The sequence below is a fragment of the Streptomyces sp. SID14478 genome (assembly GCF_010548525.1).
Lineage (GTDB): Bacteria > Actinomycetota > Actinomycetes > Streptomycetales > Streptomycetaceae > Streptomyces.
In genome coordinates this window covers 1-13149 of record NZ_JAAGMG010000833.1, presented here as the reverse complement: position 1 = coordinate 13149, position 13149 = coordinate 1, and the positions used below count along the sequence as shown (strand labels likewise).

The 13149-nt window shown below is 69.6% G+C and carries 12 protein-coding genes and 1 pseudogene; 7 read left to right on the top strand and 6 right to left on the bottom strand.

Annotated elements, in window-relative coordinates; genetic code table 11:
* The 5 genes and pseudogenes from G3I40_RS26930 to aroQ form a co-directional block, all read left to right on the top strand.
* Positions 1 to 610: pseudogene (locus tag G3I40_RS26930) on the top strand (export associated protein); the annotation flags it as partial.
* Positions 611 to 843: 233 nt separating this feature from the next.
* A complete protein-coding gene (locus tag G3I40_RS26925) occupies positions 844 to 1833 on the top strand; it encodes a TerC family protein (protein WP_164304778.1) in 990 nt (329 codons plus the stop codon).
* Positions 1834 to 1963: 130 nt separating this feature from the next.
* Entirely contained in the window at positions 1964 to 2272 is a 309-nt protein-coding gene (locus tag G3I40_RS26920) for an RNA-binding protein (RefSeq protein WP_164304776.1), read from the top strand.
* An 84-nt stretch (positions 2273 to 2356) separates the two neighbouring features.
* Complete coding sequence (locus tag G3I40_RS26915) at positions 2357 to 3457, top strand: ionic transporter y4hA (protein WP_164304774.1); 1101 nt, start codon at positions 2357 to 2359, stop codon at positions 3455 to 3457.
* Between the two features lie 145 nt (positions 3458 to 3602).
* Positions 3603 to 4073, top strand: a complete 471-nt coding sequence (aroQ, locus tag G3I40_RS26910) for a type II 3-dehydroquinate dehydratase (RefSeq protein ID WP_164304772.1) — start codon at positions 3603 to 3605, stop codon at positions 4071 to 4073.
* Positions 4074 to 4076: 3 nt separating this feature from the next.
* On the opposite strand, the gene G3I40_RS26905 is transcribed toward aroQ, so the two are convergent.
* The 5 genes from G3I40_RS26905 to G3I40_RS26885 all read right to left on the bottom strand — a co-directional run bounded on the left by G3I40_RS26905 (position 4077) and on the right by G3I40_RS26885 (position 8103).
* Complete coding sequence (locus tag G3I40_RS26905; protein WP_164304771.1) at positions 4077 to 4826, bottom strand: amino acid ABC transporter ATP-binding protein; 750 nt, start codon at positions 4824 to 4826, stop codon at positions 4077 to 4079.
* Entirely contained in the window at positions 4823 to 5704 is an 882-nt protein-coding gene (locus tag G3I40_RS26900) for an amino acid ABC transporter permease (RefSeq protein ID WP_164304769.1), read from the bottom strand. The genes G3I40_RS26905 and G3I40_RS26900 overlap by 4 nt, the downstream gene beginning before the upstream one ends.
* On the bottom strand, positions 5701 to 6573 hold the full coding sequence (locus tag G3I40_RS26895) for an ABC transporter substrate-binding protein (RefSeq protein WP_164304767.1): 873 nt from the start codon (positions 6571 to 6573) through the stop codon (positions 5701 to 5703). Before G3I40_RS26895 ends, G3I40_RS26900 begins: the two co-directional genes overlap by 4 nt.
* 132 nt (positions 6574 to 6705) lie before the next feature.
* Positions 6706 to 7362, bottom strand: a complete 657-nt coding sequence (locus tag G3I40_RS26890) for an MBL fold metallo-hydrolase (protein ID WP_164304765.1) — start codon at positions 7360 to 7362, stop codon at positions 6706 to 6708.
* Positions 7363 to 7371: 9 nt separating this feature from the next.
* Positions 7372 to 8103: a maleylpyruvate isomerase family mycothiol-dependent enzyme gene (locus tag G3I40_RS26885; protein WP_164304763.1), complete on the bottom strand. Its 732-nt coding sequence runs from the start codon at positions 8101 to 8103 to the stop codon at positions 7372 to 7374.
* A 287-nt stretch (positions 8104 to 8390) separates the two neighbouring features.
* On the opposite strand from G3I40_RS26885, the gene uvrA reads away from it, so the two are divergent.
* Positions 8391 to 11444 (top strand): excinuclease ABC subunit UvrA, encoded by a 3054-nt coding sequence (gene uvrA, locus G3I40_RS26880; RefSeq protein ID WP_164304761.1) that lies wholly within the window; start codon positions 8391 to 8393, stop codon positions 11442 to 11444.
* Between the two features lie 121 nt (positions 11445 to 11565).
* Here uvrA and G3I40_RS26875 read toward each other — a convergent pair whose 3' ends face one another.
* Complete coding sequence (locus tag G3I40_RS26875; RefSeq protein WP_164304759.1) at positions 11566 to 12153, bottom strand: YceI family protein; 588 nt, start codon at positions 12151 to 12153, stop codon at positions 11566 to 11568.
* A 101-nt stretch (positions 12154 to 12254) separates the two neighbouring features.
* Here G3I40_RS26875 and G3I40_RS26870 point away from each other — a divergent pair, with 101 nt between their 5' ends.
* Entirely contained in the window at positions 12255 to 13112 is an 858-nt protein-coding gene (locus tag G3I40_RS26870; protein WP_164304757.1) for a helix-turn-helix transcriptional regulator, read from the top strand.
* The last annotated feature ends 37 nt before the right edge of the window (positions 13113 to 13149 follow it).

Below are 13149 nucleotides of genomic sequence, written 5' to 3'. Positions count from 1 at the left end.
CGCCCTGCGCGCCCGGGCCGCACACACCGCGGTGGTGCACGCGGCGCGGCTGCTCGCGTCCTATCCGGCGGGCGAGTTCGGCGTGCACGTCATCGACCCGGCGGGCACGGCGAAGGGCGCCCTCGCCCCGCTCGTCGACGCCGGTGTGCTCGCCGGCCCCGTGGCCACCGGGGCGGCGGGCGTCACCGAGACCCTGACCCGGCTGACGGAGCGCGTCGACCTCGTCCAGATGGCCGTCAGGAGCGGTGCGGTCGACGCCCTGCCGCCCGACCTGGACACCGCCGAGCAGCTGCTGATGGTGCACGACTTCCCGCACGGCTTCGACGACCGCGCCGTCACCAGGCTGCGCTATCTCGCCGACGAAGGGCCGCAGGTCGGGGTGCACCTGATGCTGGTGGCCGACCGGGAGGACGCCGCCGAGTACGGCCCCCTCCTCGATCCGCTGTGGCGCGCCCTGCTGCGTCTGACGCCGCTGCCCGACGACCACCTGGCCGATCCCTGGGTGGGGCACGCCTGGACGTACGAGCCGCCGACGATCCCGCACGGCAGTGCGGTGCTGCGGCAGGTGCTCGCGAAGGTCTCCGAAGCCCGTCGGGGTAGAGGCCTTTGACCTGCACACTTGAGGACTTCTTTACCTAAACCTTTACTACTCATGGGTCTTTCGCGTACTCTTCTTTACGCGGAGGGGAGTACTCCCGTACGCGGCGTTCCCGTCAATACGGACGATCCGGCCCGATGGCCGTCGATCCCGGGGCGTCGGCCCGAGGCGCGGCACGCGCCCGGGTGGAAGAGACCTCCGGCAGCGACGACGCTGATCAGTAGCCGTACGACGCCGGAGGCGCAGTGGACGTTTCAATGACCCTGTGGGTACTGACCATTCTCGGTCTGTGTGCCCTGATCGCGGTCGACTTCTTCATCGGGCGCAAGCCCCATGACGTGTCGATCAAGGAAGCCGGTATCTGGACGGTCGTCTGGATCGCGCTGGCGGTGCTCTTCGGCATCGGCCTGCTGATCTGGGGCAACAGCCAGGCGTCCGGCGAGTTCTTCGCGGGCTTCATCACCGAGAAGTCGCTCAGCGTCGACAACCTCTTCGTCTTCATCCTGATCATGGCGAAGTTCTCCGTGCCGACCCACCTCCAGCAGCGCGTACTGCTGTTCGGCGTGCTCATCGCGCTGGTCCTGCGAGCGATCTTCATCGCGGCGGGCGCCGCGGTCATCGCCAACTTCTCGTGGGTCTTCTACATCTTCGGCGCGTTCCTCATCTACACCGCCTGGAAGCTCATCCAGGAGGCGCTCGGGGACGACGAGGAGGAGGAGTTCGAGGAGAACCGCCTCCTGAAGTCGATCGAGAAGAAGTTCGGCGTCGCCGACCGGTACCACGGCACGAAGCTCTTCATCCAGCAGCACGGCAAGAAGGTCATGACGCCGCTCCTGGTCGTCATGCTGGCCATCGGCATGACCGACGTGCTGTTCGCGATGGACTCGATCCCCGCGATCTTCGGCCTGACCCAGGACCCGTACATCGTCTTCACGGCCAACGCGTTCGCCCTGATGGGGCTGCGCCAGCTGTACTTCCTCATCGGCGGCCTGCTCAAGAAGCTGGTCCACCTCAGCTACGGCCTGTCGGTGATCCTCGCCTTCATCGGTGTGAAGCTGGTCCTGCACGCACTGCACGAGTCCGGTGTGCACGTACCCGAGATCTCCATCCCGGTCTCGCTGGCCGTCATCTGCGGCGTCCTGATCGTCACGACGATCACCAGCCTCATCGCCTCGAAGAAGCAGGCCGAGCGGGACGCGGCCGAAGCGGCTCAGAAGGACAGCATCGAGGCCTGACCGCGTCAGGCGTAGGGATTACCGCACCGGGAGTGGTGCGCGGCCGATTGCCGCGCCCCGCTCCCGGTGCTTGCTTGTGCCCTGAGCGCATCCCGGCCCGGGGTGCGACGGCACGGCGGGGGAGGACCCCATGAGCCAGAAGTTCGTCCAGATCATCGACTTCGAGACCCGACGCATCGACGAGCTGCGGGACCTGCTCGACCGGTTCGAGCAGCAGATGTCCGGCACCCCCGGCGGCCCCACGCACCGCCTCCTGCTCCAGGACCGCGAGCAACCCGGCCGCTGTCTCGCGATCATCGAGTTCGCGTCGTACGACGACGCGATGCGCAACAACGAACGCCCCGAGGTCACGCTGCTCAGCGAGCAACTGGCAGAGCTGTGCACCCGACCGCCGGTCTTCACCGACTGCGACGTCGAGGACGCGCGCGAGCTGAAGTGAGGCACGGCGCACCGAGGCGCCGCGCGCGGATGCCGGCGTAGCGCCGAGGTCGCGCCCCCGCCCCGCCCCGGGCACCATCGAGGCATGATCACCAGACTCCGGGCACTGGCCACACGGTGGACCGTCTTCGTCCCGGTGCTGGCCATCGTGCTGCTCGCGTGCACGTGGGGGCGCGACCTGCCGGGCGCGCTGGTCGCCGTCGTCTCCGTCGTCCTCGCGGGATCCGTCCTCGCGGCCGTGCACCACGCGGAGGTCGTCGCCCACCGCGTCGGCGAACCGTTCGGCTCGCTGGTGCTCGCCGTGGCCGTCACGATCATCGAGGTCGCGCTCATCGTCACCCTGATGGCCGATGGCGGGGCGAAGAGCTCCACCCTCGCCCGGGACACGGTGTTCGCCGCGGTCATGATCACCTGCAACGGCATCGTCGGCATCAGCCTGCTCGCGGCCGCGCTGCGCCACCGTGTGGCCGTCTTCCAGTCCGAGGGCACCGGCGGAGCCCTCGCCACCGTGGCCACGCTCGCGACCCTGTGCCTGGTCCTGCCGACCTTCACCACCAGCAAGCTCGGCCCGGAGTTCTCCACCTCCCAGCTGATCTTCTCGGCCGTCGCCGCGGTCGTCCTGTACGGGCTCTTCGTCGCGACGCAGACCGTGCGCCACCGCGACTACTTCCTGCCGATCACCAAGCACGGCGAGGTCATCGACGCCGACGACCACGCGGACGTACCCACCACCCGCACCGCCCTGACCAGCCTCGGCATGCTCGGCCTCGCCCTGATCTCCGTGGTCGGCCTCGCCAAAGGCGTCTCCAAGACGATCGAGCACGGCGTGGAGGCCGCGGGCATGCCGCACGCGGTGGTCGGCGTGATCATCGCGCTGCTCGTCCTGCTCCCGGAGACCATCGCGGCGCTGCGCGCGGCCCGCCGCGACCGGGTGCAGACCAGCCTCAACCTCGCGCTCGGCTCCGCGATGGCCAGCATCGGCCTGACCGTGCCGGCCGTCGCCATCGCCTCGTTCTGGCTGTCGGGTCCGCTCGTCCTCGGGCTCGGCGCCACGCACATGGTGCTGCTCGCGCTGACCATGGTGGTCACCACCCTGACCGTCGTCCCCGGCCGGGCCACCCCGCTGCAGGGCGGCGTGCATCTGGTGATCCTCGCCGCGTACGTGGAGCTCGCCGTCACGCCGTGACAGGTTGTCCGCGCCCGGCGCCCTCGCGCAATGCCGCCCGGCCGTCACGGCTGTCGTGACTCCGGAGCCGGGAGGCAGACCCCGGCCGCCCTAAGCCTCCGTGATAGACCCTCAAGGAGCATTCGCCCGACGTACGGAGGCCCTCGTGCCGCACAACCTCGCCACCGCGCCGATCCTGGTCCTGAACGGCCCGAACCTGAATCTCCTCGGCAAGCGCCAGCCGGAGATCTACGGCCGCGACACGCTCGCCGACATCGAGGCCCTGTGCGCCGAAACGGCCGCCGCCCACGGCGCCACGGTCGACTTCCGCCAGTCCAACCACGAGGGCGAACTGGTCGACTGGATCCACGAGGCGCGGGAGCACCACGTCGGCATCGTCATCAACCCGGCCGCCTACTCGCACACGTCCGTGGCCATCCTGGACGCCCTCAACACCTTCGAAGGCCCGGTGGTGGAGGTCCACATCTCCAACATCCACCAGCGCGAGGAGTTCCGGCACCACTCCTACGTGTCCGCGCGCGCCGACGGCGTGATCGCCGGATGCGGCGTGCAGGGCTACGCGTTCGGGGTGGAGCGGGTCGCGGCGCTGGCCGCACCGGGCGCGGCGCAGGCGTAGCCGCTACAGGCGGCCGGCTTCCACGATCCTGCGCAGGAACTGTCGCGTACGTTCCTGCCGCGGGTCGCCGAACACCTCCTCCGGGGCACCGCGTTCGAGCAGCACACCGCCTTCCAGGAAGCACACCTGGTCGGCGACCTCACGGGCGAAGCTCATCTCGTGGGTGGCGAGCACCATGGTCATGCCCTCGTCCTTCAAGTCGCGTACGACGTCGAGGACTTCCCCCACCAGCTCCGGGTCGAGGGCCGCCGTGACCTCGTCGAGGAGCAGGAGCCGTGGACGTACGGCCAGAGCCCGCACGATCGCCGCACGCTGCTGCTGGCCGCCGCTGAGCCGGTCCGGGTACTCCCGGGCCTTGGCGTCGAGCCCGAGGCGCTTCAGCAGCGCCCTGGCCTGTTCCTCGGCCTCGTCCCGCGCGACGCCGTGCACCCGGCGCGGCGCGAGCGTGACGTTCTCCAGGACGGTCATGTGCGGGAAGAGGTTGTATGCCTGGAAGACCACGCCGATCCGCCGGCGCACGGCGTCCGCGTTCACGCGCGGGTCGGTGATCTCCTCGCCGTCCAGCCAGATCGCCCCGTCGTCGATCTCCTCCAGGAGACCCGCGCAGCGCAGCAACGTCGACTTGCCCGAGCCGGACGCGCCGATCAGCGCGGTCACGGAGTGCGGCGCGACGTCCAGGTCGACATCGCGCAGCACCACCGCGTCGCCGAACGTCTTACGGACGGACTCCATCCGCAGTACGGGCCCGGTCATACGAGACCTCCTTGTGCGCGGCGCCGGTCCATGCGGGCCGTCACCCAGTCCGTGAAGCGGGTCATGGGGATGGTGAGCGCGACGAAGACCAGACCCGCGACTACATAGGGCGTGTAGTTGAAGTCCTTTCCGGCGATGATCTGCGCCGCGTACACGGCGTCCACGGCCCCGCCGATGGACACGAGACCGGTGTCCTTCTGGAGCGACACCAGGTCGTTCAGCAAGGGCGGCACCACCCGGCGAACCGCTTGGGGCAGCACTACGTAGCGCAGCGTCTGCCGGTTGTTGAGCCCGAGGGAGCGCGCGGCGGCCCGCTGCGAGGGATGGACCGACTCGATCCCCGCGCGGAACACCTCGGCGACGTATGCCGCATACGTAAGGACCAGCGCGGCACCGCCCAGGACCACCGGATCGGTGGTGACGCCCTGAAGGCGCAACGCAGGCACTCCGAAGATGACCATCAACAGGCAGATGATGAGCGGCAGTCCGCGGAAGAAGTCGGTGTAGGCCGTGGCCAGGGCCCGCAACGGGAAGAACACGGGCCCGCGCACGGTGCGCGCCAGAGCGAGCAGCATCCCCAGGACGAGCACGCACGCTCCGCACACCGCCAGGAGGCGCACGTTCAGCCAGAGCCCTTCCAGCACCTGCGGCAGCGCCACGCGCGCGTAGTGCGCACTGAAGAAGGTCTCCCGCGTGCGGTCCCAGCCGGGGGAGTTGACGACGACGACGAACAGGACGACGCCCGTCACCAGAGTGCTCAGCGTCGCCAGGCCCACCGCGCGACGCGTACGGGCTCTCTTGTGGCGCTCGCGTGCCAGCCGGCGCGCGGAGGGGACGTACGCGTCCTCGGCGGCGGACGACTGCTTCACGACGGTCACTTGAGCACCGGCGCGTCGACGGCGTCCGACAGCCACTTCTTCTCCAAGGACGCGAGGGTGCCGTCCTTGCGGAGGGCGTCCACGGCGCCCGTCACGCACGACGTCAGCGCGCTTTCCTTGTCGAGGACGAGCCCGAACTGCTCCGGTGAACCCGTCGTGTTCTCGAACTGCCCCACCACCTCGGCGTCCGTCACCTCGGCGCCCGTGATGTAGAACGCGGTCGGCAGGTCGACGACGATGGCGTCGACCTGGCCGTTCTTCAGGGCCGACTTGGCGAAGTCGTTCTTCTGGTAGACGTCGGGCTTCTGCGTCGGCTTCACGAGGTCGTCGATGAAGTCCAGGCTGGTGGTGCCCACTTGGGCGCCCAGCTTGATGTCCTTCAGGTCCGCGACGGACTTCGCCTTCGCGGCCTTGGACGACTTCAGGGCGACGACCGCCTGCCGCACGTCGTAGTAGCCGGAGGAGAACGCCACGGCCTTCTTGCGGGCGTCACTGATCGACACCTGATTGATGTCGAAGTCGAACTTCTTCGCTCCTGGAGCGAAGGAGCTGTTGAACGGCACGGTCTGCCAGGCCACGCGGCCCTTGTCGTAGCCCAGCTTCTCGGCCACGGCGTACGCGACCGCCGACTCGAACCCCTTGCCGTTGGAGGGGGCGTCGTCCGCGAACCAGGGCGCGTAGGCGGGCTTGTCGGTGCCCACCGTCAACTTCCCGGACGCCACCGTGGGCAGCTTGCCGGGGGAGCAGGAGGCGGCCGTGGAGGGCTTCTGCTCGGCCTTCTCCTCGGGCTCGGGGGCACAGGCGGCGGCAGCGAGGAGGACGACGGCGGAGCAGACGGCAGCACGCGCGGCGCGGTGGGCGAGAGGCATGGCGGGAGACTGACAGTGCGCAACCGTGTCTGTCGAGGCCGGTCAGACAACTTTCCGCATGCTGGGAACGGGCGTTGCGATCTTGTGAACAGCCCCTGCGCGGTCGGTACGTCGCCGCACGGGGCCAAAGGGTCACCAGCCCCGCGCGCGCCATTCCTGAAGGTGCGGGCGCTCGGCCCCCAGCGTCGTGTCGTTCCCGTGTCCCGGGTAGACCCAGGTCTCGTCGGGAAGCGCCGCGAAGATCTTCGTCTCGACGTCGTCGATGAGGCTCGCGAAGGCCTGCGGGTCCTTCCACGTGTTGCCGACGCCGCCCGGGAAGAGGCAGTCGCCGGTGAACACGTGCGGATGCCCGTGCCGGTCGTCGTAGACCAGGGCGATGGAACCGGGCGTGTGGCCGACCAGATGGCGGGCCGTGAGGGAGATCCGGCCGAACTCGATCGTCTCCCCGTCGCCGACCGGGGTGTCCGTCGCCACCGGGATTCCTTCGACGTCGTCGCGCCCCGCGTACGTGCGCGCGCCAGTGGCCTCCACGACCTCCGCGAGGGCCTGCCAGTGGTCGCCGTGGCGGTGCGTGGTGACGACGGCCGCGATGCCGTCGTCACCGATGAGGCGGAGCAGCGTCCCCGACTCGTTCGCCGCGTCGATCAGCAGTTGCTGATCGGTGGCGCGGCACCGAAGGAGATAGGCGTTGTTGTTCATGGGCCCCACGGCGACCTTGGAGATCATCAGGTCCTGCAGTTCGTGCACGTCCGCCGGGCCGCCGACCTTCACCGCTCCGCTGTACGTCATGGGCTCAGCCTATAGCGGCGGCAACGCGGGCAGGGAGCCCCGGTCGACGGTGAGGGCGCCGCCCTCCCGGCGCCCCGAGAGCCAGCCCAGCAGGTCCGCCTGGCGGCCCGTGACGACGATGCCGAGCGGCGGCGGCCCGCCGGCGCCGCTCTTGATCTCTTCCAGGGAGTGCGGCTGCACCGCACCCGTGGAGAGCATGCGGCCGTCGTCCTGCTTGATCAGCAGCGGCGGCAGGTCCGGGTGATTGCGAAAACGCTTGGCGAGGAAGTCGATCTCCCGCTGGGTGAACTCTTCGGAGAGGTCCTCCAGCTCGTAGCCGATGCCGAGGTCCACGTGGTGCAGCTCGACCTCGATCCAGCGCCGGAACGGCACATGGGCTGCGGCGTCCTTGACGCCGTTGCGCAGTTCCACGGTGCGGGACCAGTCCGCGTCCTCGTCGCCCACGCCCTGGAAGCGCTCCGCGCTCTCCCGGACGTCGTCGACCTGTGCGCGCAGCCCGCGCGGGGCGTCCCGCGCGATGTCCGCGTCGCGCGCCTCGGCGCTCACGTACATGGGGCGGCCGACGAGGACGTTGACGAGCGCGTCCGCGTTCCGGGCGAGGTGGGCGAGCACGTGGCCACGGCTCCAGCCCGGAAGCCGTGACGGCTCGGTCACAGCGGCGTTGTCCAGGGTGCCGACCGCGGCGAGCAGCCGGTCGGTCGCTTCGCGTACAGACACCAGGTCGCGTACATGATCACTCATGGCGCCGACGATAGTCCCGCCACACGTTCGGGTGAAGGTGGCCGACCTCGCGCCAGAATCGAATGTACGTGCTATATGGTCGATCGCGGCATCGGGCATTCTTGGTGGTCCGGGTTTGTTACCAACCAGGGAAACCAACCGGCGCTGTCAGTGGCTCCCCCTAGTCTTCGAAAGACAGCCTTCTCAAGACTTCTCCAGAGAGTCCTCCAGGGACGTCTTCGAGAGTCAGACCTCGAGAGACGGGGGCCCGGCCCCTGTCACTTCTCCCAAGAAAGGTGCGGACCGGCGTGGCCGACCGTCTCATCGTCCGTGGCGCGCGCGAGCACAATCTCCGGAATGTCTCGCTCGACCTCCCGCGCGACTCCCTCATCGTCTTCACCGGTCTGTCCGGCTCCGGCAAGTCCTCGCTCGCGTTCGACACGATCTTCGCCGAAGGGCAGCGGCGCTACGTGGAGTCGCTGTCCTCGTACGCCCGCCAGTTCCTCGGCCAGATGGACAAGCCGGACGTCGACTTCATCGAGGGTCTCTCGCCGGCCGTCTCGATCGACCAGAAGTCGACCTCGCGCAACCCCCGCTCCACGGTCGGCACCATCACCGAGGTCTACGACTACCTGCGTCTGCTCTTCGCGCGCATCGGCAAGCCGCACTGCCCCGAGTGCGGCCGCCCCATCGCGCGCCAGTCGCCGCAGGCCATCGTCGACAAGGTCCTGGAGCTGCCGGAGGGCAGCCGCTTCCAGGTGCTGTCGCCGCTGGTGCGGGAGCGCAAGGGCGAGTTCGTCGACCTCTTCGCGGATCTGCAGACCAAGGGCTACTCCCGCGCGCGCGTGGACGGCGAGACGATCCAGCTCTCCGAGCCGCCCACCTTGAAGAAGCAGGAGAAGCACACGATCGAGGTGGTCGTCGACCGTCTCACGGTGAAGGACTCCGCCAAGCGCCGGCTGACCGACTCCGTGGAGACCGCGCTCGGCCTGTCCGGCGGCATGGTCGTGCTCGACTTCGTCGATCTCCCCGAGGACGACCCGGACCGCGAGCGCATGTACTCGGAGCACCTGTACTGCACGTACGACGACCTGTCCTTCGAAGAGCTGGAGCCCCGCTCCTTCTCCTTCAACTCGCCCTTCGGCGCCTGCCCCGACTGCTCGGGTATCGGCACGCGCATGGAGGTCGACGCCGACCTGATCGTTCCCGACGAGGACAAGTCGCTCGACGAGGGCGCCATCCACCCGTGGTCGCACGGCCACACCAAGGACTACTTCAGCCGCCTCATCGGGGCGCTCGCCGACGCCCTCGGCTTCCGTACGGACATCCCGTTCGCCGGGCTGCCGCAGCGCGCCAAGAAGGCGCTCATCTACGGCCACAAGACCCAGATCGAGGTCCGCTACCGCAACCGCTACGGGCGGGAGCGCGTGTACACGACGCCCTTCGAGGGCGCCGTGCCGTTCGTGAAGCGCCGCCACAGCGAAGCCGAGTCGGACGCGAGCCGCGAGCGCTTCGAGGGCTACATGCGCGAGGTGCCCTGCCCGACCTGTGAGGGCACGCGCCTCAAGCCGATCGTGCTCGCCGTCACGGTCATGGAGAAGTCCATCGCCGAGGTCTCGGCCATGTCCATCAGCGACTGCGCCGACTTCCTGAGCAAGCTCCGGCTGAACGCGCGCGACAAGAAGATCGCCGAGCGCGTCCTCAAGGAGGTCAACGAGCGACTCCGCTTCCTGGTCGACGTAGGCCTCGACTACCTGTCGCTGAACCGGGCGGCGGGGACGCTGTCCGGCGGCGAGGCCCAGCGCATCCGGCTCGCCACCCAGATCGGCTCCGGGCTCGTCGGCGTCCTGTACGTCCTGGACGAGCCGTCCATCGGTCTCCACCAGCGGGACAACCACCGCCTGATCGAGACCCTGGTCCGACTGCGCGACATGGGCAACACGCTCATCGTGGTCGAGCACGACGAGGACACCATCAAGGTCGCCGACTGGGTCGTCGACATCGGCCCGGGGGCCGGTGAGCACGGCGGCAAGGTGGTGCACAGCGGGCCGTTGAAGGAACTGCTGAGCAACACCGAGTCGATGACCGGCAGGTACCTGTCCGGCAAGAAGTCCATCCCGCTCCCGGACATCCGCCGCCCGGTGGACCCCGCGCGCCGCCTCACCGTGCACGGCGCCAAGGAGAACAACCTGCGGGACATCGACGTGTCCTTCCCGCTCGGTGTCCTCACGGCCGTCACCGGCGTCTCGGGCTCCGGCAAGTCCACGCTGGTCAACGACATCCTTTACACGCACCTGGCGCGGGAGCTGAACGGGGCACGCTCCGTTCCGGGCCGGCACACGCGCGTGGAGGGCGACGACCTCGTCGACAAGGTCGTGCACGTCGACCAGTCGCCCATCGGCCGTACTCCCCGGTCGAACCCGGCGACGTACACCGGAGTCTTCGACCACGTCCGCAAGCTGTTCGCCGAGACCACGGAGGCGAAGGTGCGCGGCTACCTGCCGGGCCGCTTCTCCTTCAACGTCAAGGGCGGCCGCTGCGAGAACTGCTCGGGCGACGGCACGATCAAGATCGAGATGAACTTCCTGCCGGACGTGTACGTCCCGTGCGAGGTCTGCCACGGCGCGCGCTACAACCGCGAGACCCTGGACGTCCACTACAAGGGCAAGTCCATCGCAGAGGTCCTGGACATGCCGATCGAGGAGGCCCTCGCCTTCTTCGAGGCCGTCCCCGGCATCGCCCGCCACCTCAGGACGCTCAACGACGTGGGCCTCGGCTACGTCCGCCTCGGGCAGTCGGCGCCGACCCTGTCCGGTGGTGAGGCCCAGCGCGTGAAGCTCGCCAGCGAGCTGCAGAAGCGCTCCACGGGGCGCACGGTCTACGTCCTCGACGAGCCGACCACCGGTCTGCACTTCGAGGACATCAGCAAGCTCATCACGGTGCTGTCCGGCCTCGTCGACAAGGGCAACTCGGTCATCGTGATCGAGCACAACCTCGACGTCATCAAGACCGCGGACTGGGTCGTCGACATGGGCCCCGAGGGAGGCAGCGGCGGCGGCCTCGTGATCGCCGAGGGCACCCCGGAGCAGGTCGCGTCCGAACCGGCCAGCCACACGGGCAAGTTCCTGCGCGACATCCTCGGCGCCGACCGGGTCAGCGACGCGGTGGTGCCCGCCGCCCGCACCCGCAAGACCACGGCGAAGAAGTCCGTGGCGGCGGCCGCCAAGGCCCCGGCCAAGAAGACGGCGACGGCCAAGACGGCCACGGGCAAGGCGACCTCGGCCAAGCCGGCGGCCAAGTCGTCGGCGAAGAAGGCCGCGCCCGCCGCCAAGAAGACGGCGTCGCGCGCCCGCAAGGCCTGACGTGGTCGAACGGCTCGGCCCGATTCCCGGGCCGAGCCGTTCGTCGCGCACGCTCGGTCACGCTGCGTGAAAAACACGGCGCCCCGTGGGAACTCCCCACGGGGCGCCGTGCGTTCCACCATCAACCAGCCTGGTCCTGCGGTTCGCGCGGCTCCACGAACTGCATGTCCAGTTGCAGCTTGACAACATCACCGAGCATGCCCCCGCCGAAATCGAGCCCGAAGTCGCTGCGCCGGATCTCTCCCGTCGCCTCGAACCCGGCGTGGCGGCTCCCGTCCGCCGGCACATCGACGACCCCGCCGAACTCCACGTCGAGCGTCACCGGTCGGGTCACGTCGCCGATGGTCAGCTCACCCTCCATCGACCAGTCCTCGTCCGCACCGCTCACCCCTGTGGAGCGGAAGGTCATGGTCGGGCGCCGTTCCACATCCAGCAGGTCCGCCGAGCGGGTGTGGGCGTCACGGTCGGCATTGCCCGTGTCGATCGAGGCGAGCGCGATGGTGGCCGACACCTGCACGCCGTCCAGGGTCTCGCCCACCTGCAGATCCGCCTCCACCTTCGCGAAGCGGCCGCGCACCTTCGCGATCCCCAGGTGGCGGATCGTGAAGTTCACCGCGGAATGCAGCGGGTCCAGCGTCCAGGCCCCGGGCGCGAGCGGCAGCGCGGAGGTCGACGTCGTGGTCGTGGTCAGGGAGTTGTTGTCAGCCATGCGCCCATCCTGTGCCTGTGGCGGCAGTTGAGGAAGGCCGGGCCAAGGCTGGTAGTGACAGGGCCACGCTCCGGTGCCCTGCGCATTGATACGTTCACAGGGTGGCTGACAACGAGTTGGGTACGTTCCTGCGCACGTGCCGGGAAGCGGTCGCACCGGCCGATGTGGGCCTGCCCACGGGACCCCGACGCCGCACCCCCGGTCTGCGCCGCTCCGAACTCGCCACGCTCGCGGGCATCAGCGCGGAGTACCTCACCCGCCTCGAGCAGGGCCGGGACCGCAACCCCTCGGCCTCCGTCCTCGGCGCCCTGTCCGACGCGCTGCGCCTCGACACGGACGAGCGGCTGCTGCTGCGCCGGCTCGCCAAGGCGAGCGGGGCGGACGCCGTGCTGTGTGCGGGCGCCACGGCGCCCTCGCACTCCGTACGCGCCACGGTGCGCGCGCTCCTCGACCGCCTGGAGCCCACCCCGGCGGTCCTGATCAACTGGGTCGGCGACATCCTCGCCCACACCGACGGATACGCCCGGTTCGCCGGCCCCCTCGGCATCCTGGACGGGGAACAGCCGAACGTCGTGCGGTACTTGTTCACCGACGCCCGGGCGCACACCGTCTACCCCGACTGGGACAGGGTCGCCGACGACCAGATCGCGCGGTTCCGGCAGGGGGCGCCGCTGCCCGATCCCCAAGTGGCGGCGCTCATCGACGAGTTGACCGTCACCGCGGGGGCGCCCTTCGCCGACCGGATGGCCGCGGCGCCCGCGCCGCCGCGCCGCAGCGCACACGATCTGGTCGCCCACCCCGAGGTCGGCCCGCTGCGGCTGTCCCACGAGATGCTGTTCCTGCCGGACGCCGACGCCCAGACGATCCTGGTGCACCTGCCCGCCGACGAGGCCACCACGGCGGCCCTGGACCGCCTCAACGGCCGCAAGCCGGGAGCGCTGCGCGCGGTCCGCGCGTGAGCCGTCGCAGGCGGCACCGGGCCCACCACCGCGCGAG

Bases quoted from the DNA above. Each gene is read 5' to 3' on its own strand.
- G3I40_RS26885 (WP_164304763.1), bottom strand. From the start codon at position 8,103: ATGAGTGATCATGTACGCGACCTGGTGTCTGTACGCGAAGCGACCGAC.
- G3I40_RS26875 (WP_164304759.1), bottom strand. From the start codon at position 12,153: ATGGCTGACAACAACTCCCTGACCACGACCACGACGTCGACCTCCGCG.
- G3I40_RS26905 (WP_164304771.1), bottom strand. From the start codon at position 4,826: ATGACCGGGCCCGTACTGCGGATGGAGTCCGTCCGTAAGACGTTCGGC.
- G3I40_RS26920 (WP_164304776.1), top strand. From the start codon at position 1,964: ATGAGCCAGAAGTTCGTCCAGATCATCGACTTCGAGACCCGACGCATC.
- G3I40_RS26890 (WP_164304765.1), bottom strand. From the start codon at position 7,362: ATGACGTACAGCGGAGCGGTGAAGGTCGGCGGCCCGGCGGACGTGCAC.
- G3I40_RS26915 (WP_164304774.1), top strand. From the start codon at position 2,357: ATGATCACCAGACTCCGGGCACTGGCCACACGGTGGACCGTCTTCGTC.
- G3I40_RS26895 (WP_164304767.1), bottom strand. From the start codon at position 6,573: ATGCCTCTCGCCCACCGCGCCGCGCGTGCTGCCGTCTGCTCCGCCGTC.